This is a genomic window from Clostridium simiarum (genome assembly GCF_018919175.1).
GTDB lineage: Bacteria > Bacillota > Clostridia > Clostridiales > Clostridiaceae > Clostridium_L > Clostridium_L simiarum.
Window position 1 is genome coordinate 91,167 of record NZ_JAHLQL010000003.1, and the last position, 22,893, is coordinate 114,059.

23 protein-coding genes and 1 other annotated feature are annotated in these 22,893 nt (G+C 30.2%); of the genes, 3 read left to right on the forward strand and 20 right to left on the reverse strand.

Annotation, left to right across the window (positions count from 1 at the left end; genetic code table 11):
- Positions 1–739: 739 nt before the first annotated feature.
- The 6 genes from KQI89_RS10295 to ileS all read right to left on the reverse strand — a co-directional run bounded on the left by KQI89_RS10295 (position 740) and on the right by ileS (position 8,383).
- Positions 740–2,125 carry an MATE family efflux transporter gene (locus tag KQI89_RS10295; RefSeq protein WP_216457005.1) on the reverse strand — a complete coding sequence of 462 codons (1,386 nt, stop codon included), beginning with the start codon at positions 2,123–2,125 and terminating at the stop codon, positions 740–742.
- Positions 2,115–2,585, reverse strand: coding sequence for a MarR family winged helix-turn-helix transcriptional regulator (locus KQI89_RS10300; RefSeq protein WP_216457006.1), 471 nt, complete (start codon positions 2,583–2,585; stop codon positions 2,115–2,117). The genes KQI89_RS10295 and KQI89_RS10300 overlap by 11 nt, the downstream gene beginning before the upstream one ends.
- Before the next feature lie 116 nt (positions 2,586–2,701).
- Positions 2,702–3,394 (reverse strand): cytochrome c biogenesis CcdA family protein, encoded by a 693-nt coding sequence (locus KQI89_RS10305; protein WP_216457007.1) that lies wholly within the window; start codon positions 3,392–3,394, stop codon positions 2,702–2,704.
- A complete protein-coding gene (locus tag KQI89_RS10310; RefSeq protein ID WP_216457008.1) occupies positions 3,387–3,836 on the reverse strand; it encodes a thioredoxin family protein in 450 nt (149 codons plus the stop codon). The genes KQI89_RS10305 and KQI89_RS10310 overlap by 8 nt, the downstream gene beginning before the upstream one ends.
- 165 nt (positions 3,837–4,001) lie before the next feature.
- Positions 4,002–5,000, reverse strand: a complete 999-nt coding sequence (locus KQI89_RS10315) for a LacI family DNA-binding transcriptional regulator (RefSeq protein ID WP_032123543.1) — start codon at positions 4,998–5,000, stop codon at positions 4,002–4,004.
- Between the two features lie 269 nt (positions 5,001–5,269).
- On the reverse strand, positions 5,270–8,383 hold the full coding sequence (gene ileS, locus KQI89_RS10320) for an isoleucine--tRNA ligase (RefSeq protein ID WP_216457009.1): 3,114 nt from the start codon (positions 8,381–8,383) through the stop codon (positions 5,270–5,272).
- Between the two features lie 99 nt (positions 8,384–8,482).
- Positions 8,483–8,801 (reverse strand) — a binding site (T-box leader).
- Positions 8,802–9,032: 231 nt separating this feature from the next.
- Here ileS and KQI89_RS10325 point away from each other — a divergent pair.
- The gene (locus KQI89_RS10325; RefSeq protein ID WP_032123541.1) at positions 9,033–9,575 is read left to right on the forward strand and encodes a hypothetical protein; all 543 of its coding nucleotides are present in this window, start codon (positions 9,033–9,035) and stop codon (positions 9,573–9,575) included.
- A gap of 103 nt (positions 9,576–9,678) precedes the next feature.
- Here the strand turns inward: KQI89_RS10325 and KQI89_RS10330 are convergent, their stop codons facing one another.
- From KQI89_RS10330 to KQI89_RS10380, 11 genes are all read right to left on the reverse strand, one after another.
- A complete protein-coding gene (locus tag KQI89_RS10330) occupies positions 9,679–10,413 on the reverse strand; it encodes an HAD family hydrolase (protein WP_216457010.1) in 735 nt (244 codons plus the stop codon).
- A 203-nt stretch (positions 10,414–10,616) separates the two neighbouring features.
- Positions 10,617–11,540, reverse strand: a complete 924-nt coding sequence (locus KQI89_RS10335; RefSeq protein WP_216457011.1) for an ABC transporter substrate-binding protein — start codon at positions 11,538–11,540, stop codon at positions 10,617–10,619.
- 24 nt (positions 11,541–11,564) lie between these two features.
- Entirely contained in the window at positions 11,565–12,308 is a 744-nt protein-coding gene (locus KQI89_RS10340; RefSeq protein WP_216457012.1) for a polysaccharide deacetylase family protein, read from the reverse strand.
- 339 nt (positions 12,309–12,647) lie between these two features.
- Positions 12,648–12,845, reverse strand: coding sequence for a DUF6199 family natural product biosynthesis protein (locus KQI89_RS10345; RefSeq protein ID WP_032123537.1), 198 nt, complete (start codon positions 12,843–12,845; stop codon positions 12,648–12,650).
- A 76-nt stretch (positions 12,846–12,921) separates the two neighbouring features.
- On the reverse strand, positions 12,922–13,449 hold the full coding sequence (locus KQI89_RS10350) for a YcxB family protein (RefSeq protein ID WP_216457013.1): 528 nt from the start codon (positions 13,447–13,449) through the stop codon (positions 12,922–12,924).
- A 376-nt stretch (positions 13,450–13,825) separates the two neighbouring features.
- A complete protein-coding gene (locus KQI89_RS10355) occupies positions 13,826–14,041 on the reverse strand; it encodes a (2Fe-2S)-binding protein (RefSeq protein ID WP_032123535.1) in 216 nt (71 codons plus the stop codon).
- Positions 14,042–14,081: 40 nt separating this feature from the next.
- Positions 14,082–16,013, reverse strand: coding sequence for an ABC-F family ATP-binding cassette domain-containing protein (locus KQI89_RS10360; protein ID WP_216457014.1), 1,932 nt, complete (start codon positions 16,011–16,013; stop codon positions 14,082–14,084).
- Positions 16,014–16,190: 177 nt separating this feature from the next.
- The gene (locus tag KQI89_RS10365) at positions 16,191–16,574 is read right to left on the reverse strand and encodes a hypothetical protein (RefSeq protein WP_216457015.1); all 384 of its coding nucleotides are present in this window, start codon (positions 16,572–16,574) and stop codon (positions 16,191–16,193) included.
- 63 nt (positions 16,575–16,637) lie between these two features.
- A complete protein-coding gene (locus tag KQI89_RS10370) occupies positions 16,638–17,222 on the reverse strand; it encodes a zinc ribbon domain-containing protein (protein WP_216457016.1) in 585 nt (194 codons plus the stop codon).
- A complete protein-coding gene (locus tag KQI89_RS10375; RefSeq protein ID WP_216457017.1) occupies positions 17,219–17,530 on the reverse strand; it encodes a hypothetical protein in 312 nt (103 codons plus the stop codon). Before KQI89_RS10375 ends, KQI89_RS10370 begins: the two co-directional genes overlap by 4 nt.
- Complete coding sequence (locus KQI89_RS10380) at positions 17,523–18,122, reverse strand: sigma-70 family RNA polymerase sigma factor (RefSeq protein ID WP_216457018.1); 600 nt, start codon at positions 18,120–18,122, stop codon at positions 17,523–17,525. Before KQI89_RS10380 ends, KQI89_RS10375 begins: the two co-directional genes overlap by 8 nt.
- 251 nt (positions 18,123–18,373) lie before the next feature.
- On the opposite strand from KQI89_RS10380, the gene KQI89_RS10385 reads away from it, so the two are divergent.
- Positions 18,374–18,607 carry a hypothetical protein gene (locus KQI89_RS10385; RefSeq protein WP_032123529.1) on the forward strand — a complete coding sequence of 78 codons (234 nt, stop codon included), beginning with the start codon at positions 18,374–18,376 and terminating at the stop codon, positions 18,605–18,607.
- Between the two features lie 85 nt (positions 18,608–18,692).
- Entirely contained in the window at positions 18,693–19,868 is a 1,176-nt protein-coding gene (locus KQI89_RS10390; RefSeq protein ID WP_216457019.1) for a class I SAM-dependent rRNA methyltransferase, read from the forward strand.
- 182 nt (positions 19,869–20,050) lie between these two features.
- Here the strand turns inward: KQI89_RS10390 and KQI89_RS10395 are convergent, their stop codons facing one another.
- From KQI89_RS10395 to KQI89_RS10405, 3 genes are read right to left on the reverse strand one after another with little or no spacing between them, the layout of a single operon-like run.
- Positions 20,051–20,767 (reverse strand): 2-phosphosulfolactate phosphatase family protein, encoded by a 717-nt coding sequence (locus KQI89_RS10395; protein ID WP_216457020.1) that lies wholly within the window; start codon positions 20,765–20,767, stop codon positions 20,051–20,053.
- A 3-nt stretch (positions 20,768–20,770) separates the two neighbouring features.
- Positions 20,771–21,715, reverse strand: coding sequence for a PucR family transcriptional regulator (locus tag KQI89_RS10400; RefSeq protein ID WP_216457021.1), 945 nt, complete (start codon positions 21,713–21,715; stop codon positions 20,771–20,773).
- A 19-nt stretch (positions 21,716–21,734) separates the two neighbouring features.
- A complete protein-coding gene (locus KQI89_RS10405; RefSeq protein WP_032123525.1) occupies positions 21,735–22,844 on the reverse strand; it encodes an ABC transporter ATP-binding protein in 1,110 nt (369 codons plus the stop codon).
- Between the last annotated feature and the right edge of the window lie 49 nt (positions 22,845–22,893).

Consider the following 22,893-nt stretch of genomic DNA (forward strand, 5'->3'; position numbering starts at 1 on the left):
AGAATATTATACTTATTTTTATGAAATGACTCTCTCAAAATAAAGTATCCAGATGTATTAATTATAATAAAATAAGCTAACAATAGTAAGTTAAATTGGGTTTTAGTCCATAAAGTAAGACTTCCTAATAGTATATGTATAAATATTAAAATACTTATAATAACTAAAGTAACATAACTCCACCTTTTTGACTTATTAGTCTTACTTTTATCACTCTGTAAGCTTATGGATAAGTTTAAAAATAAAAAACTCAATAAAAGCCAAGAAATCGTCATCATTAGGAGTATGATTTTTCTTAAGAAATCATTTTTTGAAAAATGGAAAAATATATTTACTGTGCTCATAAAGCATAATAAAGAAGTATATCTATGAAAAGCATCATTGATTCTATGTTTTTTGTTCATAAAATTTGAGTTTATAGCTAAATGGCTATATATTAAAGTACAAACTAAGTTAGATATAAAATAAATATCTTGGGACAATTAAACCACCTCAAAATATGTTTAAAATAGAGGTTAAAACACTTTCATTTGTATATTTTACACTATATTTCTAATTATTGCAAATATTTTGAAGTTATGCACCATGAAAATTAAAGTTTTCCCTCTAATATTTTCTATAAGCTAAAGTTAATATAGTTGCTAGTATATATAATAAAAAAACCACCTTTACAAATAAAGGTAGTTTTTTTATATAAGTTTTGTCCATAATCTTAAAATCTTTAAGCTAAAATATTATCTTAAGCTAAATTGGCACTTTCCTCCAAGGAATCATTATGAGCCACATTTAACCCTTTCATTTCTCTAAATAGCAATATTGCTGTTATTAAAGATGCTAACCCATCTGCTATAGGACCCGCCATCCAAACCCCAGTTAATCCCCATAGGTTTGGAAGTATTAATAGCAATGGAATTAATAAAATAACCTGTCTTAACATACTTAAAAACATTGCATGTTTTGGCTTTCCTACAGCTTGAAAATAGTTTGAGCTAACTATTTGAAATCCTATTACCGGTAACATCAACAGATATATCCTTATCCCCTTTACTCCTATTTGTAAAAGTTCTGGATCTTTATTAAAGAATCCAATAATAGCTTCAGGAAATAGTTGAATCACAATAAAACCTGTAATAGCAATTATAGTAGCTACAGTAACAGCATATTTTAATGTATCCTTAACCCTCTTATATTGTCTTGCTCCATAGTTAAATCCTATTATAGGTTGAGAACCTTGATTTAATCCAAACATAGGCATTAAAAATATAAGACCTACACTGTTTATAACCGCCATAGCCCCTATGGCTAAGTCTCCTCCGTTAGATGCTAAAGCTCTATTAGCTGTTATGGAAACTAAACTGGCTGCAAATTGCATTGAAAAAGGTGCGATACCTATAGCAAATATAGTTTTTATAATTTCTATATCTAATTTCATATTTTCTCTTTTTATTTTTAAAGTACTTTTGTTCCCAAAGAAATAGCTTAATACCCAAGCTGCAGAAACTATTTGAGATATAACCGTAGCAACAGCTGCTCCTCTAATTCCCATATCAAATGTAAATATAAATAAAGGATCTAATATAGTATTTAATACGGCCCCAATTAGCATTGTTATCATAGCCATCTTAGGATTTCCCTCAGCTCTTATAAGACTATTCATAGAGAAAGCTAAAGAGTTAAATATAGTTCCTACAAGAATTATATCTATATACTCTTTTGCATATCCGAAGGTATCTGGACTTGAACCTAATACCTTAAGTAAAGGTCCAACGAATATTAGACCTAAAACTGTAATAACTATGCTAATTAATATATTTAATACAAAAGCATTACCTATAATTTTTTCAGCATCATTCTTTTTCTTTTGCCCCAATTTAATAGATGTTTTTGTACCAGCACCTATACCCACTAACATACCGAAAGCCATTATAATTGTAGTTATAGGAAGAGTTAATCCAACTCCTGATATGGCATACCCTCCTACATCTTTAATATTTCCTATGTAAATCCTATCAACTATATTATATAATGCATTTACCATCATACCCACAATTGCAGGAATAGAAAACTTTGCAAGCAAGTCACCTATTGGTTCTGTACCTAATCTTTTTTGTCTATCATTCTCCATGCCATGTGTCTCCTTTTAATACTTTATTTTGATTGTTTACCATTCTTCTAAATAGCTTTAAAGCTATTTCTTTTTCTTCCTCTGTAAAATCAGAGACTATAATTTCACTCCACTCTCTTAGAACACCAAAGAAATCTTCCTTAATTTCTATGGCCTTTTTTGTTATAAATACTCTATAAGCTCTTTTATCCTCTAAGTCCACCTCTCTTTTTATGTAACCTTCATCCTCTAATTTTTTTAAAGCTCTCGCTGTGGTTCCTTTATCCATTATAAGATCATTGCTTATGCACTCTTGATTAACTCCATTATTTCTGAAAAGATAGGCTAAAAATGCAAATTGACCACTACCTATATTAAACTTAGCAAACTCTTTAGAATAATAGCTAGAACCTAATCTGTATAATATAGATATATAATGACCTATGGTCCTACAATTAGACTCTAAATCCTCTGTCTCCATAAACTCTTCTCCTTAAAATAAAATAGTTGCATCAACAACTATATTTTAATACAAATTAGTTGTGATTGCAACTATTGTTAAAAAGATTCAATATTTAGTTTTTGCCAATACTATAATTATATTCCTAAGGAAAACATATATAATCCTAGAATAATTATAATAGCTCCTAACACTAATTTTAATATCTTACCAAATTTTAATGTCTTTTCAGAACTACTTAGATGTTCAACTACCCCCACAGAGGTGCCGGCTAATATTATAAGAGCACAATGACCTACGGAATACAGTAAAAGCATAGCAATACCTAAAAGCACATTAGCTTTTCCTGCCACAAAGGTTAAAATAGCTGCCAATACTGGTGTAGCGCAGGGAGAAGATAATGCTCCTCCTAATATTCCTAACATAAAAGCTCCAAACAGCCCTCTTCTCTTAGTAGGCATTTTACAACTATTTTGAGATCTTCCAAAAGTTAAAATCCCTAGAAGTTGCAAACCACTTAATATCATGACAGCTGCTAAAACTATATACCACAATTTACCTGCCCCTGAAAAGAATCTTCCAAGTACCGCAGATAATGCTCCTATTATGGTAAAGGTTGCTATAACACCTAATCCGAAAAACATTGAATATTTAAAAGCAACTTTTTTATCTTTAACACCATTACCTTCCACATAACCTACTATTAAAGGTACAGAAGATAATACACAGGGGCTAAAGGAAGATGCTAAACCTGCAAACAAAGACATAACAAGAGCCAGCCATATGTTATTATTAATAATCTCAGTAAAATTACTTAATAAACTACTCATTCGCCTTGACCCCCATAGAATTAAATACTTTTTCTATAGACTCTAAAGTCAACATTCCTTCATACCTGCCTTTTAAATCGCTATTTTCGTCTAGAAAAATAAATGTAGGCATTAGCCTTACATTATACTTTTTAGCTAAAGCATAATTATCTCCAGATTCTATGTTGATTTTTTTAACAATAACGTTGTCTCCGTATTTTTTTCTAAAATCCTCCAATGTAGGTTCCATCCTTCTACATGCCGGACAAGTAGGAGATCCTAACTCTAAAAGCATTGGTATCTTTTTATCCTTGTCATCATCTGGATTATAGTTTTCCCAGGCTAAAGCCTTTTCTGAGCCCTTTCCTTTTGATATATCATTTCCATGATTTTTAAAATAATATATGCCGAAAAGAGCTAAAGCTATAACTGCTATAATGGATATCTTGATCCACTTTTTCAAATATATCACCTCTCTTTCATATACCCTTATATGGTATATATTAAAGTAATTGAGTTTCTATGTCAATTAAATAAATTCAATAAACATTCAAAAAACTATTAATATACGAAAAGTAAAAAAAGCTAACCTGAATGTATCTTAAGTTACATTCAGATTAGCTTTTACTTATTTCTTACAAGAATCTCTTTCAACCAATATATATGGTAGTTGGAAATGCTTTTGATCTAAATCCTTATTGTTTATAAGTTTTATAAGCATTCTCATAGCTACTGATCCCATATCATACATAGGTTGTGATATGGTGGTAAGTCTCGGATAGAATATAGAGGCTGTGTATAAATCATTAAACCCTACTACATCAATATCCTCTGGGACTAATATTCCTTTTCCTCTTAAGGCATTAATAGCTCCCATGGCTATTTCATCAGAAGCGCAGAATATAGCATCTATATTATCCTTTTCTATAAGCTTATCTATAGCTTCATATCCCGTTTGCGCCTTTAACTCTCCGAAATATAGAAGCTCTTCTTTAAGCTCTAATCCACTTTCTTTTATAGCTTCTTCATATCCAGCATATCTTAAGCTCCACGCATTTTGAGCATTTTTAGGTGTTCCTATGTAAGCGATATGCTTATTACCTCTTTCTATTAAATAATTTGTAGCATCTAAAGCTGCAGATTTATTGTCTATAGTAACACTTGGAAGTTTGCCTTCATTATCCTTACTTTCTACCAGTACTGTATTAAGCTCTAATTCTTTTATAAGAGCTAATATCTCTGGTTCAAGAGAACTACTCATATATAGCACACCATCAACCATTTTTTCCTTTAAAACTCTTAAATACTCTTTTTCTTTTTCTAAGTCTGAGTCAGAATTACAAAGCATAATATTGTAATCGTATATATTAGCAACATCCTCTGTTCCTCTTACTATTTCAGGATAAAATTGATTTGATATATCTGGTATCAATATCCCTATAGTCTTTGTTTTTTGAGTCTTAAGGCTTCTAGCCACAATATTTGGTCTATATCCCAACTTCTTTATAGCTTCTAATACTTTCTTTTTAGTCTCTTCATTTACAACGTCCACGTCATTTAAAACTCTTGATACTGTAGCAATAGATACTCCTGCTTCTCTAGCTACATCTTTAATTGAAGCTGCCATTTTGTTTCCTCCTTTTATAAAGTGATTCTTAGGCCATTTTAGAGTTTCTTTATGAGGAATAACTCTCTCCATCTAAGCCTTAGAACATAATATATTTAATACTCCATTCCCATCTACGTTTAAGCAATATTATACCATATATCCCTAGTATGTGTATTATTTAAACTATAAATTCTATGTATTCAACTAAAAATCTGCAAGAGAAAACTTCTCTCTTGCAGATTTTTTAACTTTCATTACTGATGGATTTATTTTTTTAATGATTAAATTTACTTAACCACTTCAACTGCCATATCTAATTCTTCACCATTTATATTAAATCCATTGTAGTTAAATTCTTCATTGTATAAGACCTCTAAAGCTAGAGTTTCTCTCTTTATTGTACCTTCAAACTTTTTAACTATTTGAAGAAGCATATCATTTTTAGCTACATATAGTTTTATCTTATCTGCAACTTCAAAGCCACTTTCTTTTCTCATATTTTGAATCTTGCTTATAATTTCTCTTAAGTGACCTTCTTCTTTTAATTCTTCTGTAATTGTAGTATCTAAAACTACACCTATTTCCCCTTCACCTGAGAAAGCGAAACCTTCAAGTCCTTGCATTGTAACCAAAAGATTCTCTCCATTTAATACTATTTCTGAACCACTTACATTTATGCTTACAACTCCACCATTTTGTATAGTTTGAGCAAGTTCCATTTGATTTCTTTGAGCTATTTCTTTTCTTATTCCTGGTATAAGCTTACCATAAGCTTTTCCGAGCACCGGTAAATTTGGCTTGATTTCAAAATTTACATATTGGGATAGATCTGAACCAAATTCTACTGATTTTATGTTAAGCTCATCCTTTATAATGTCACCATAATATTCTGGTAAGGAAGTAGTGCTTATAAGCATTTTGGATAATGGCTGTCTATTCTTTATATTAGCTCCATTTCTTGCACTTCTACCTAATTTCACTATGCTGTATGCCATATCCATTTCTTTTTCAAGTTTTTCATCTACTAATTCAACATCATATTCTGGCCAATTGCAAAGATGTATACTCTCTGGCGCCTTATCATCAAAACTTACTACAAGGTTTTGATACATTTCCTCTGTAATAAAAGGTACAAATGGAGCGGATACCTTACATAATGTTACAAGTACTTTATATAGAGTCATGTAAGCCCCTATTTTATCCTCTGTTAAAGATTCACTCCAATATCTTGACCTATTCCTTCTTACATACCAGTTAGATAGTTCATCTACAAAGTCTTCTATAGCTAACGCTGCTTGAGTGATTTTGTAGTTCTCCAAATCTTCATCTACAGTTTTAACTAAAGTATTTAATTTAGATATTATCCACTTATCCATAACATTTTCTGATTTAAACTCAGCATAATCTGTTGGGTTAAACTCATCTATTTCTGCATATAGAACATAGAAGGAATATACATTCCATAATGTACTAAGGAATTTTCTTTGAGCTTCTGCCACATCATCCTTTGAAAATCTTGTTGGAAGCCATGGTGCACTTGCAGTATAAAAATGCCACCTTGTAGAGTCAGCCCCCTGACTTTCTATTACATCAAACGGATCTACTACATTTCCCTTGTGTTTTGACATCTTTATTCCTTGTTTATCTAAAACGTGTCCTAATACTACACAGTTTTCGAAAGGATTCCTTTCAAATATGGATGTAGATATAGCAAGCAATGTATAGAACCACCCTCTTGTTTGGTCTACAGCCTCTGATATAAATTGTGCTGGGAAATTAGCTTCAAATAGCTCTTTATTTTCAAATGGATAGTGATATTGTGCAAAAGGCATAGAGCCTGAGTCAAACCAACAATCTATAACTTCATGGGTTCTCTTCATTTCTCCTCCACACTTTTCACATTTTAAGTGTACCTTATCTATATAAGGCTTATGAAGTTCTATATTTTCAGGTACATCCATACCTTTTTTCTTTAAGTCTTCAATACTTCCTATACAGTCTTTATGTCCACAGTCACATTCCCATATCGGAAGAGGAGTTCCCCAATATCTATCTCTTGATATACCCCAGTCAATAACATTTTCGAGGAACTTTCCAAATCTTCCTGTTCTTATGTTATCTGGATACCAATTTATTTTATTATTGTTCTCTAAAAGATTTTCCTTTAGAGAAGTCATTCTTACAAACCAGCTTTCCTTTGGATAGTATAAAAGTGGTGTATCACATCTCCAACAGTGTGGATAGGAGTGTGTAAACTTCTCTGATTTAAATAACATTCCATGTTCTTTCATGTATTCAAGTATCTTTGGATCTGCTTTTTTTACAAATAGACCCTTCCATGGTTCTACACAATCTACAAACTTACCTTCTGCATCTACTAAGTTAATAAGTGGTAAGTTATGTGCCTTACATACAATGTTGTCATCTTCACCATAAGCTGGTGCTGTATGAACTATTCCTGTACCATCAGTTAATGTTACAAAATCTCCATGAATTACAAAGAAAGCTTTTTCCTCTGGAGTATGGAACTTAAATAATTGCTCATATTCAAGGCCTAATATATCTTCTCCCTTAAATTCTTTAACTATTTCATATTCTGTATCACCAAAGACAGAATGTAATAATTCTTTTGCTAATATATAGTATTCTTCTCCAACCTTAGCCTCTATATAGTCATACTTCTTATTTATAGTAAGAGCCACATTAGAAGGTAATGTCCAAGGAGTTGTTGTCCAAGCTAATATATATTTATTTTCTTCTCCTTTGACTTTAAACTTTGTCACAGCTGTAGATTCTTTTACATCTTTATATCCTTGAGCTACCTCATGAGAAGATAAGCTAGTTCCACATCTCGGACAGTAAGGAAGTACTTTATGTCCCTTATATAAAAGATTTTTGTTCCACATTTGACTTAGTGCCCACCAAACAGATTCTATATAATCATTATGATAAGTTACATAAGGACTATCCATATCAACCCAGAAACCAATCTTTTCAGACATATCCTTCCACATAGTTGAATATGTGAATACGCTGTCTTTACACTGATGTATAAATTTCTCTACACCATAGTTTTCAATCTCTTGTTTACCAGAGATTCCAAGTTTTTTTTCTATTTCAAGTTCTACTGGAAGACCATGAGTATCCCATCCAGCTTTTCTTAAAACCTTATATCCTTTCATAACCTTATATCTAGGAATAAGATCCTTCATAACTCTAGTTAAAACGTGTCCTATATGAGGCTTACCATTGGCTGTTGGAGGCCCATCATAAAAAGTGAAATACTTTCCATCTTCATTTAAATCAAAATTCTTTTGAATTACATCTCTTTCCTGCCAAAGCTTAAGAACGTCTTTTTCCATATCTACAAAACTTCTTGTAGAATCAATTTTCTTATACATTTTAAGTCTCCTTCCTTATTTCATATACATTCTCTTACATATTTTATATTTGAATTATGTTCCTACTAATTTGATTAAAGGTAATAAAAAAACTCCATCCAACAGGACGAAGTTACATTCGTTATACCACCCATAAGGTTTACAGCTGACCATATAAAAATCCAGCTTAACATTTCAAGTACATAAGCATATACCCCAAATTTGATATTTGGTAATATCCGCTTACTCATCTTAATTTATGAAGATGAGTTTTCTAACAATACTCTATTCTTTAACGCAGAACTACGGGCTAACTTACTTTATATTTTCGGTTGCCAACTCCTAGGTGATTTTCCTTAAATCCTACCTATGGCTTTTCACCTAACGCCACTCTCTTTGAGGATTAAACTTAAGTACTTTTCCTATTCACAGTTTTTCATTATCCTTGATTATATTACAAGTAAAGGCTATTGTCAATTACAAAGTAAGAGTATAATGTAATAGCATCAATAAATTTATATAAATAATATTTTTAAATTTTTATGAGCTTTTATATAATAATGGAAATTTAATAAATTGAATGATATAATCTATTATAGGTTAATTTTTACTATATATAAAGATACATTAATAACTAGATTTAATTATAATATAAGAGGAGGTTAATTTAATGAGTCAAGGGTTTATGGTTTTAAACGGAATAATGGTTATTTCTTTAATCAGTTTACTTTTAATGCAAATAAAAAGTTATATGAAAATCAATAAAGCTCATGATGCTAAGTCCCATAAAGCACTGTACATAATTCCAAATAGTGGAGCTACAAGATTTCTAAGCTTATTATTTCCATCAATAGTCATACTTAATTTTGCAATGAATATTATAAGTGGTGAAAAAGATCTTTATAGATTGATCTTTTCAGGGTTTATCTTTTTATATTCTTTATTTATATTTATAACTTTAGATATGAATTTAGTAATAACTGAAAATGGAATAGGGATGAAACCAAGATTTTTAAATATCTATACTCAATTTATAGTTTGGGAAGATATAGTTCAATGGAGCTGGAACAAATATAATAAAGATGTTTTATCATTACAATTTAAAGCTAAGGGCGCACCTAGTGGTCTTGAAAGAAAGATAACCTCAGATAAAGAAAAAATAAACAAATTACTTAATAAATACGCAGCTCATAAATTTAAAATGAGCAAATAAAATGATTTAAAGTACACAGTATAGTATGAGAGTGTAGTAATATGATTTTAAAGATCCCTTTACTACACTCTCTGATTTTATCCATAATTTTATAATAATCTTTTTATACTGCTTCTTCCCCTATAAATATGTCTCTTAACTGTTGTAGTGATTGAATAGTTATAAATGACTCTTTATGTTCATCCTTTAAAGTAACATTATCATACTCCCACTGGAAAAGCCCTGGTATAAATATAGCTTTAATTCCAGCCTTTACTGCTGGCATTATATCGGATTTCATTGAGTTTCCTACCATCCAGGTGTTTTTCTTATCTAGGTTTTCCTTTAATATTATAGCTTCTAAAACCTCAGCATTTTTATGAGGTGTTATAAACACTCTATCCTCAAAAAAATTCCCTATATTAACCCTATCAATTTTTCTTTTTTGAATTGTATTACTACCCGCTGTATATAGATATAGCTTGTGTCCTTTTTCTGAAAGCAAATTAAGTATATCTTTCATAAAAGGATAACATTCTAGTTCCTGCTCATAAGCACTTTCACCTATATCATTAATCCATTTCTCTTCTTCTTTATTTCTAGCTCTACCTGTTTTTTGTGAAAAATAAATATAAGTATCTATCAAAGAAGTGGAAAAATGAGTATCAGCAAACCCCTGCTTTATAACCCTTTGAATATCTATCTCTTGCTGTTTAGTCTTTATTTCATCAAACTCTATATTATACTCTCCAAACCACTGACACATCTTTTCTGAAAAGGTGTCTATAGCTCCATGAAAATATTTATTACAATGTATAAGAGTATCATCTAAATCAAAAATAATGGTTTGTTTCTTCACTTAATCCTCTCCTTGTATAAAAAATTAATAATATATCCATTATGATACACGATTTTAAGAAAAATTGCACCCTTTGTATAATGACCCTTAGATCATATTAACTAAGTGTTCTCATTATGAAAACGAACAAAAAGAAGAAATTTATTAGCCTATAAAATAAAACTTATATAAGCTTTTTTATTTCTCCTTTTTATCAAATTACACTATTCTATAAACTTAAAATTACTTACATCTTCAAATTTATAATCTTTTTTTACTAATCCTTTTGATTTGCTCCACTTTAAAACACTTTCGAAGGTTTCATTATCAATTTTTCCAGCTTTAATATACTTTGCCTCACCACTTAAGTATTTTGTGACTATAGGTGGAAAACTGTAATTACTTAAAACCTCACTATATTCAGATGGATTTGTTTTATTTATGTACTCTACAGCTTCGTTATAAGCTTTGTAAAAGGCTTTAACTGCCTTTGGATCTTCCTTTATGATTTTTTCATTAAATAAGAAAGTTCCAGCTTTTATTCCATACTCTTTAGAGGAAGCTATTACTTTAGCTCCTTGTGATTCTAATAACGTAGCTTGTGGTTCAGTGAACACAACTGCATTTACCTTATCTTGTAATAAAGCTTCAAAACGTGCAGATATAGATGGAATAACAACTACATTATACTTTATATTATTCTTTGCAGCCATTTCATCCATTATATATTCCAAAACAAAGTTAGGAACTATTGAAACATCTTTATTATTAAGCTTCTCGAAGCTATCTATGTTTGAATTTGGTGAAGTTAATAGTTTAAAATCTTCATTTATATCAGAGGTTATTTTCATTGGAAAACCTGCCTCATGAAAAGTAAGTGAGGTCATTACATCTGCAATAGTCCCATCTATCTTTCCAGCTTGAACTGCTATATTACGATCATTGGGAGAGTTAAATGCTACAAGTTCCATATCTAAACCCTCTTTTTCAAAGAAACCTTTTTCTTTAGCTACAATTATTGGAATTGCAGACTCAGCAGGTAATGTTCCAAATTTCAATGATGTATTAACCACTTCTTTTTTACCACATCCTGCCAGTAAGGTTACCGAAGTTATTACTGCTAATACTATTGATAATACTTTTTTCATAAAAAACCTCCACTTTTAAATATCTTAATTTAATATAGTTTTAAACTGTTCTAATGTACACTGTAAAACCACAGCATTTCTATGAAGCATAAGTGGATTCGTATTTATATCATTTCTTCCTCCTTCAGTGGTAAAGGCTAGTAAAAACCCTAACTCTTTCAACCAATGAACCACTTCCTCTTTGAATACTCCAAAAGGATATGCATATATATTTTTAACCTCTACAAAATTTTCACAACCTTTAACATCATCAATAAAGCTACCTTTATCTATAGTTTGAAGAGCTGTTACTCCATCTTTTCTAGTATGTAAAGCCTTTGAATGATTGGCATATTGAAAAACATCTTTCATCTTATCTAATTCACCCTTTGATAAACAAACAGATTCAGTTTTAGAATAACTTTTCTCTTCATTAAATAGCCAATCTAATACCACAAATCCAACTGCAGAAAAACCATACTTTTTTAATATGGGATAAGCATATATTAGAGATGACTTGTACATATCATCAAAAGTTATAAGTACTGACTTTTCTGGTAAAGGCTTGTTCTTATAAAAGAATTCAATAATCTGATGTAATTTTAGGGTTACATATCCACTTTTATGTAGATAGTCCATTTGCTTTTCAAATTCTTCTAAAAAAACAAATAACGGCTTTGGTAATATATCCTCATATTGCTGATTAACTTTAATAACTGAATTGTTATTTGTATTAAAGTCTTCTTTTTTTATTATCTCATGGTACATTAATACATGAAAAGCACTCATAATATCCTCCTAAAATAATTGTTAAATCCTCTATAAAATTCTACAAAAGATATACAACATACTATATATTCCCACTTTTATCATCACTCTTTTAAGATTATTAAATATCCCTTAGTTATATTATAATAATCCATATTATATGTCAAACTTTTATCAATCAAAAACACCTTTCTACTTCAAAGACAGTATAAAGGTGTTTTTAATTTTATTTGTTAGTATTTGGTATAAAATTTATAGTAAAAGATTTTCAAAGCCTTTGGGTATTTCAATTATTAAGCTTCATATCCTGTTACCCAATAAAAAAGCCTTGAAAATCATCTGGCTTTTTTTCTTACTGCTCTACCATAAACAAGCAAAAGCAAAAATAATTGCCATTATTACTAGTACTATTCCACCTATCCTTGTAAATAATATTGATATATCGCTGGGTCCTGTGCCTTCTTTAAACTCCCACTTCCTCCCAAACATAAACATCTCCTCAGGAAATAGTATTTCTAAAATACCTATTATTAAAAGCACTAAGAAAATCAATATCATAGAAAAACTTCCTTTCTAATTGCTCCTTTCACTACTAAAAATTTCTATAAATTTTTCTCACTACAAACTAGATTTTCTAATTTGTTTTATCCCACATATAATTAAGCTTGTTCACAAATTCTTCCTTATGGGTATTGTTATTAAACGCTTTTATAGGAATAATATAAGCAGACACTGCGCTAATATATATGATAACAAGCTCTTTAGTTTCTATAATTTTTTCTACTGTACTCCAACTAGTTTTTGCATCATCTGAATCACTAGTTTTAACGATTCCTTCTTCTGTAAGGGAAATGCTACCTTTTCCTAGTAATCCAGCATTTTTACCCTCTTGAAGCATTTTTGTTAATCTTCTTTTTATCATCCATTTAATGTACCTGGGATAAAAAGCAACCCATAGTACAAAAATAATTATAAATATACTTAACCAATACCATAATGGAATATCTGAAGACCCCGTAACTACAAAGGGTACTATAAGAAATATTAGGGATATTATATACCTTTGTATAAATAGTGATCTCCTCATAGTCTCAGAGTGATCCATGTGGTAGATATTAAAATTAATATAGTCTTCTTTAGTTAATTCATAATCAATTTTCATAAAATCCTCCTTATGTTAATTACCTTGTTAATCTAAGTGTTTTAAAAGTGTTGCAGAAATAATAAAGTAACATGCTCTATATAATACTATTATATGAGAAACTGCAAATATTCACCAGAATTTTCAAAAATATATTTAATCTTTTATTTTACCAAATTATTTGCTCACCACCTTATGCATTCTATAACCCCACCCCATGAAACTACTACCTAAAGTCCTTTAAAGAAATTACTTTATACAAATAGTAAAATAAAAAAGACCACTAAATGGTCTTAATTTATTGATAAGTATTTTATACTAATATCCCCTAAGGGTGTATTTGGGCTTTCAAACACACTGTAAAAAGTTTTCTAAAAACTTTAAGTAACATTTTTTCTTACTTATCAGCATATTGCTCTAGCAAAGCTTCTATTTTTGGTGTACATCTTCTTCCACAGCAGGGTCCTGAACCTGCTCCTGTAGCTTTTTGTACTTCTTCTACGGTTTTAGCTCCATTAGCTATAGCTTCTTTCATTTTAGACCTAGGTATTGCCTTGCATAAGCACACTTTTGTTAATTTATCCATTATTTGTTCACTAGCATTGTTTTCCATTAATAATCATTCCTTTTAAAATTTATTTGATTTTATTACATTAATTTTTTTTATTTTCTTGAATTTTTTCTGCTAACTCATTAAGATATGTCCATCTCTCATATTTTTCTTCAAGGGTGTTTTCTAATAAAGATTTTTCTTCTAAAAGCTCTTGTAGTTTTACAAAATCCGTAGCAGCATTATTTATAGCTTCATTTGTTTCACTTATTTTATTTTCAAGTCTTTCAATTACATCATCTATCTCTTCAAATTCTCTTTGTTCTTTAAATGAAAACTTTAAAGGCTTTTCTTTATTACTCTTTTTATCCACAACCTCTTTATTTTTGTCCACAGACTCTTTTGACTTTTTTGTATCTATTGTGGATTGTTCTTTTAAATAATCCATATAATTTTCATAGTTTCCATGATGCTTAGATATCTGACCTTTTCCCTCAAAGGCAAATATCTTATTACATATCCTATCTAAGAAATATCTATCATGAGAAACAGTTATTATAGCACCATCAAAATCATCTAAATAATCCTCTAATATGCTTAATGTAGAAATATCTAAATCATTAGTAGGTTCGTCAAGAAGAAGTATATTTGGAGATCCCATAAGTACTCTTAAAAGATATAATCTCCTTTTTTCTCCTCCTGAAAGCTTTGAAATTGGTGTCCACTGCATTTCAGGGGTAAATAAAAACCTTTCAAGCATTTGTGACGCAGAAATTCTGCCCCCCTCTGCTAATGGAAGATATTCTGCTATTTCCTTTACATACTCTATAACCCTCATATCTTCTTCCATATGTCCATTCTCTTGAGAGAAAAATCCTATCTTAACAGTTTCACCTATATCTAATATCCCACTATCTGCTTTTATTTCTTCAGCAATAATTTTCATGAGGGTAGATTTTCCTACACCATTATCTCCTACTATACCTATTCTATCTTCCCTTAGAAGAATATAACTAAAGTTATCTATATAGCTAACTCCATCATAGGTTTTATTCAAATTTTCCATCTCTATTATTTTCTTACCTAATCTGCTACTTAAAACAGAAATATCTATTTTTTCTTCTTTAATATCTACCTTTGACTCTTCTAACTGCTCAAACCTATCTATTCTAGCCTTTTGCTTAGTGGTTCTAGCTTTAGCCCCTCTCTTTATCCAAGCTAATTCCTTTTGGTAAAGTTTTTCCCTCTTCTTTTCACTAGAAGCCTCTAACTGTTGTCTTTCTATCTTCTTTTCTAAAAATATACTGTAATTCCCTGAATAGCTGTACAAAATACCTTTATCAAGCTCTAAAATCCTATTTGTAACCCTGTCTAAAAAGTACCTATCATGGGTTATCATAATTAAAGCACCTTTTCTAGAGTTTAAATATTGCTCAAGCCACTCTATAGTGTTATTATCCATATGATTTGTAGGCTCATCTAATATTAAAAGTTCACAAGGAGTAATAAGAGCTGCTGCTAATGCAATTCTCTTTTTCTGTCCTCCTGAAAGAGTTCCTACCTTAACTTCAAAGTTTTCTATACCTAGCTTTGTTAGTATTGTTTTAGCTTCACTCTCTAAATCCCACCCATTTATAGCATCTATTTTACCTTGAAGATCTATTAACTTATGGTTTAAATCATTAATTTCAACCTGATTATTTGCTTTCTCTATATGATTTAAAGTGTTCTCATAATCTCTTAAAAGCTTCATTTCTGGAGAATTACCTTTAAATACTTGCTCTATAACTCTCGCCTCACCGTCAAACTCAGGAGATTGATTAAGATATTCTATTCTAACCCTATTTCCTTTTATTATATTTCCCTCATCTGGAACCTCAATTCCTGCTATTATCTTTAAAAGAGTAGATTTACCTGCTCCATTTACTCCTATAAGTCCAATCTTTTCACCTTCATTTATCCCTAAAGATATATTATCTAAAAGCTTTCTCTCACTATAACTTTTACTTATGTTTTCTAAAGATATAAGATTCATATAAATCTCCTCTCATCTATTAAGTACATTATTAAACATATATATTATATAATATCAGAGTATAATAGTCTATTTTAATAATTAAGAGCTATGCTGATTTTATGTATATAAAAAAATGTATCCTTTTACAGAATACATTCTTTTCACCTTTATTATTTAAACTATTTTTACTTAAAGTTATGGTTTTTTATTAAAAGAAACTTTAAAATCTCCATCATGCTTTTTTCCTTCTATTTTTACTCTGTAAATATCAGCCTTATTTACCTTAACAGTTTCATCATCCTTAAGTTCTGATATGACCTGATCTTTTGAGTCTATTAGACTTATAAATACCTCTCCGCCTGTGGTATTTACTGAAGAGGTGAATTCTATGCTCTCTCCTTCTTTAAGCTTTACCTTTTTTTCATAGACCCCTGTAAACCTCTTGTACTTTCCCTCAATACCATTACTTCCGCTACTAATATCTCCTTTAAGAATACTATAACTACCATAAGAGCAACCCGTAAAAATAAATAAAGTACATGCTAATACAATTATTGAAATCTTATTTTTTACTTTCATATATTTTCCTCCTATAATAAATATATAAGTTGTTTACAAAACTACTAAAATAACTTAAAATCTCTACAATTTACTTCCACAATATGGACACATATTATATCCTTCTGAAACCTTCCTTCCGCAACTATTACAGCTTTTACCAAGACCTTTGCCGCAATGAGGACACACATTGAAGTCATCTCTTATATGTCCGCCACAATTTTCACATCTCCTATCATTTCTATAGGAGTTTCTAACTATTAAATAAATTATAACCCCTATAAAGTTAGGTACATACACCGCTATGCAAATCCAAAGCCAAGGATCCATACCTCTACTTAAAGCGTCTCTGTATACAAATCTTCCTAAAGCTACTACAACTGCAATAATGGCTAAAAAAAATAATAGCATTAAGGTAACTCCTACTATGTCCCTAGTTAAAGTACTAATATCCACTACATTTTTTACAAGAAGAGCACACATAATTAAAATTATGGCACCAATTATTGAGGTTAAAACAATAAATACTGTTTTAAATGGACTTTCTTTTTGATAATCTCTTATCTCTTTTTTAGAATAATTAGTTATTGCATAAATAACCAATGTTATTACAGCCATTATTAAAGCCAAGGGGGTAAGATACACCAAAGACATAATCATGGTTTTCATATACTTTCACTCCTATTCTTAAATCTGAATATTCTGTTATATACTAAAATAAATATTAAAACTATTAAATTATTAAAAACCCATAGATAGCTTACCACCATAGTAGTAAATCTTATATCACCTATTCTTAATATAAAATACCCCAAAACTCCTAATAGCGATATATTTAATAAAAAACTTAAAGGTATAAGATAAATTAATGGCTTATAATTTATATGCTCTTTAACTTTTAGAATAAGCCTTTCTGGTGCTTCTATCTTTTCTTTTCCTATATTATATAAAAGCTCCTCTATTCTCTCTTCATCCATTAATACTCACCTCCAGATAATCTTTTAATAACTTTCTTCCTTTGTTCAATCTAGATTTAATAGTTCCTTCAGGTATAGACAGCATTTCAGAAATCTCTTTATAACTTAGTCTTTCAAAATAATAAAGTATAACTAATATACGATATTCATCCTTTAATTTATTTACTGCACTTCTTATTTCTTCCTTTTCCTCACTTTTTATAATATCCTTTTGAGGTATTCCTTCTCCTGAAGGTACCATAGCCATTTCTCTATCCTTTTCATCATTATCAAAATAATCCTTAATCCTGTTTAACCATCTTTTCTTCTTTCTATAGCCATCCTTATAAGTATTTATAGCTATAGTAAACAGCCACGTCTCAAAGCTTTTATCTCTATTAAACTTTTCTAACCCCTTAAAGACCTTTACCCAAGTGTCTTGAAATAACTCTTCTGTCTCTTTTAAATCTTTACATAAGTGAAGGGAGAATTTGTATAAAGAATTGGAGTACTTTTCTACTAAAAGTTTTAATGCTTTTTCCTTATCATTACTATATACCTGAAATATATAAATATCATCTATACTATCTTCAGATTCTAAAACACTCAACATCTCTTCCCCCTTTCATATATGTTTTACGCTCCAATTAGTTTTAGGTTCACATTAATTAAAATTTTTTTGTATAAACATTATCTCACTAGATTTAAGATATAAGGCACCTTATATCTTAGAGATATAGGGTTTAATCAAGTGATTCTAATAGAGTATAAAAAAAACTCACCGCTAGAATAGATCCTTATAGGATAAAAATATTTATTTTGTTAAAACTAATTTAAGAATACATTTGTAAAGGAGATTTAACAATGGCTTGGGAAAAACTTAAAGAAATGAATTTATATGATAAGCTTGAAGATCACTTAAAAACTGTACCTACAAAAGACACTGAAAAAGTGGAAGAAATAATCACAAGTACTGAAGGTCTTCAAAAAATAAATAAATGCATACACGAAGGAATGGATCCTAGAACTACCGGTGAGGCTATGAATCTTAGTGTGGATCAAGTAAATATAATAAAAGATATTCTAGGAAAACTATAATAAATTACTTTTTCAGCAAGCCCTTAGGGGCTTTTTTTGTGATATAATCTATAAGAATATCAATGTAGGGGAGTGAAAAACATAGATGACTTGCAAATTTTATTTACATAAGGGCAAGGGTAAAAAGGCTGAGAATGGTCATCCTTGGATATATACTGATGAAATTCAAGGTTATGATGGAGAATATACCAATGGTGATATAGTAGAAATTTATAATTTTAAAGAAGACTTTATTGGTAAAGGTTACATAAATGATGTTTCAAAGATAGCTTTAAGAATAATGACTAGAGATAGAGAGGAAAATATAGATAGAGAATTTTTCTTAAAGAGATTTAAAGCTGCCTTTGACTATAGGAAAAAGGTTATAGACACTTCTAGCTGTAGATTTATATTTGGTGAGGCAGACTTTCTTCCTGGTCTTACCATAGATAAATTTGAGGACTATTACGTAGTTCAAATAGCCTCATTAGGTATGGACATGTATAGAGACATAATAGTAGACATATTGAAAAAAGATTTTAATGCTAAGGGCATCTTTGAAAGAAGTGACCTTAATTCTAGAGAGCTAGAGGGACTAGAACAAAAGAAAGGTTTTCTAACTGATCCCTTTCCTACCATGGTCCAAATAGTAGAAAATGGTGTTAAGTATTATGTAGATATTGAAAACGGTCAAAAAACTGGATTTTTCTTAGATCAAAAGGAAAACAGAAAGGCTATTCATAGGATATGTAAAGACGCTGAGGTCTTAGACTGTTTTACTCACACTGGTTCATTTGCTTTAAATGCTGGTATCGCTGGAGCCAAAAGTGTTTTAGGTATAGATGTATCACAACATGCTGTGGACTTTGCTACTAAGAACTCAGAACTAAATGACTTATCCGAAATTGTAAAATTTGAATGCCATAACGCCTTCGATGTGCTTCCTAAATGGGCTAAAGAGGGTAGGAGCTTTGACGTAGTTATACTAGATCCTCCAGCTTTTACAAAATCAAGAGAAACAGTAAATGGTGCTAAAAGAGGGTATAAGGAGATAAATCTAAGAGGTCTTAAGATGGTAAGACCTGGAGGATATCTCGTTACATGCTCTTGCTCTCATTTTATGAAAGAAGATCTTTTAAAGACTACTCTTCAAGAAGCCGCAAAAGATGCAAGAAGAACCTTAAGACAAGTTGAGTTTAGAACTCAATCTGCAGATCATCCAATACTATGGAATTCAGATGAATCATACTATCTAAAGTTCTTTGTTTTTCAAGTAGTTTAATTTATAAACAGAGTTCTTGCCTTTAGAGGGAGTTTTTAATCACTCTAAAGCTTAGAAATCCTTATCCAGGGACGTAGCCGCTCTTTATTCCCACTTTGAAGAAGATGGGAGTATTAAAGGGGATAGTCATCTGATAATAGGAAAAGGATAAGAAAGAATACATTCTTTCTTATCCTTATTAATTATAAACCTAAAGGTTTGATAATTCCTTCCTTATATTCTGGAATTATCTCTATTATATCTTTTTTTATACAATAAGATAAGTCTTCGTCTAGTTCTAAACTTTTAAGAACACCATAATGCCTTGCATCTTTTATGAAGCTATAGATATCTTTGTTGTTTTCATATACGTAATTAGCAGTCTTTGCTATATCTGTAAGCTCTGCCTCTGTTTCTTGTAAGATACAGTTTATCATGTATCCTCCACATATGAAGTCATCCATAGAGAATTGACCTAGGGTTCCTGCATTAACAAAAACCACATCTCTACCTTCTTCTATAATCTTTTTAGCTATAGACTTTGCATTAAGCATAGCACCTATATATATAGCTGAAGCAGTACTACAACCCTTAATAGCTCTAGTACCGTTAGATGTAGTTAAAATCACAGTTTTCCCTTCCACTAATTCTTTAGTATACTCTAGCGGTGAGTTAGAAAAATCAAATCCATCTATTTTAAGAGCTCTTCTTTCTCCTCCTAAAATATAAGATCTCCTATCTTCCTTTGATATATCAAAAGCTTCCTCTACAGTTAAAACAGGAATAACCTTGCTACATCCATTGCTTAATGCAGTTACTATAACTGAAGTGGCTCTTAAAATATCTATAACCACCACAGTTTTATCCTCTATAACCTTATCTTTTATATCATCAGCTGAAATTATAACATCTATTTTCATTTTTTATACACTCTCCTTCCATATAAGGAAGGCTATCATGAATATTGTAGCTTGTTTAAAGTTTCTTATATCATAACCTGTATCTTTGGCTATTTTATCTAATCTATAAATTAGTGTGTTTCTATGTATATAAAGATTTTTAGCGGCATCACTTATATTTAATCCTGAATTTATAAATTCTTCCACAGTATTTAGCATTTCATTATCAAAACTTTCAAATTTACTACTAAACTTCTTTATGAATTTTTTCTTTAAGGGTTCTGATATGCTATATACTATCTTTTCAAATGCCATGTTATCATAGTTGTAAATCTCGCCTTTTATTCCAAATTTCTTTCCAATTATAAGAGACTCTTTAGCTTCACTATAACTATCACAAATCTCTTCTAAGGTATATCTGTTTTCAGAATAACCTATGTAACATCTACAATAAAGATTAGATATTATAGCTTCTCTTATACTTTGAACATGTTCCTTTATATCCTCAAAGGCTCCTATTAACACTATATTATCCTGAAATATTATGGATTCAAATTCCTCTTCAGTATACATATGTCTTATTATATTAAGAGCTTCATATCTGCTCCCCTCTACACTTATAACTAATAGATTAAATTCTTTTAAAAGGAAAGGAAAGCTTCTTTCAACCCTTTCCTTTGAAAAGGCCTTTCCTTTTAAAATGTCACTTAGAACTTGGTCTCTTATAGAAAATAATTCGCTATACTTATTTTCTATATAGTACTTTAGTAAAGATGTACACATTTCATATTGCTTTTCAATTATCAGTGTAGCTTTTTGTCTTCCAAGTTTAATAAAAGTTTCTACTGAAACCTTTTCAGCTAAACTCTCTCTATTGCCATATATAACCTTTCCATCTTCTAAAACTAAAGTAAAGGGTATTGATGAATTTGAGCTTAACTCTTCTAGAAAGGTTTGAAAGTTGTACATCTATTGAAAACCCCCTAAACTATAATATAGTTATTTCAGTTTCTTTATCAAATATGTGAATTTTATTTTCATCTAAAGCAAGTTTTATAGTTTCTCCAGATTGAACCTTTGAACTTCCATTAACTCTTGCTACAAAGTTTGACTTTCCTTTTGAAAGGTATATATAAGTTTCAGCACCCATAAGCTCTGTTACTTCTACTGTAGCTTCTATTATTGCATCTTTGTGCATATCTATAAAATCATTATTATCATCTAAGTTTTCTGGTCTTATACCTAGTATTACTTCTTTTCCTACATATCCTTTTTCTCTTAGTACCTTAGCCTTATTTTCTGGTAATAATATCTTATCTCCTTCAAATTCAGCAAATAATTTTCCATCTTGTTCTATAAGTTTAGAATCTATAAAGTTCATTTGCGGACTTCCTATAAATCCTGCAACAAATATATTTGCTGGATGATCATATATATTTTGAGGGCTATCAACCTGTTGTATTATTCCATCTTTCATAACTACTATTCTGGTACCCATAGTCATAGCTTCTGTTTGGTCGTGAGTTACATACACAAAAGTAGTTTGTAATCTCTTATGAAGCTTTGATATCTCAGTTCTCATTTGAACTCTAAGCTTTGCATCAAGGTTAGATAAAGGCTCGTCCATTAAGAACACTTTAGGCTCTCTAACTATAGCTCTTCCTAAAGCAACTCTTTGTCTTTGTCCTCCAGATAAAGCCTTAGGCTTTCTCTCTAATAAATGCTCTATATCTAAAACTCTAGCTGCTTCTTTAACTTTTTTTTCAATTTCTGCCTTATCGACCTTTCTGAGTTTAAGACCAAAAGCCATGTTATCGTATACTGTCATATGTGGATATAGTGCATAGTTTTGGAAAACCATAGCAATATCCCTATCTTTAGGAGCTACATCATTAACTAACTTGTCTCCTATGTATAACTCTCCTTCAGATATTTCTTCTAATCCCGCTATCATCCTTAACGTTGTAGATTTACCACATCCTGATGGTCCTACAAATACTACGAACTCTTTATCCTCTATTTCTAAATTAAAGTCCTTTACTGCTGTAACATTTCCTGGATAAACTTTATATATATGTCTTAATGATAAATTAGCCATTTTTAATACCTCCAAATAAAACTTATTAATTCTATTTTATCTTTTAAGA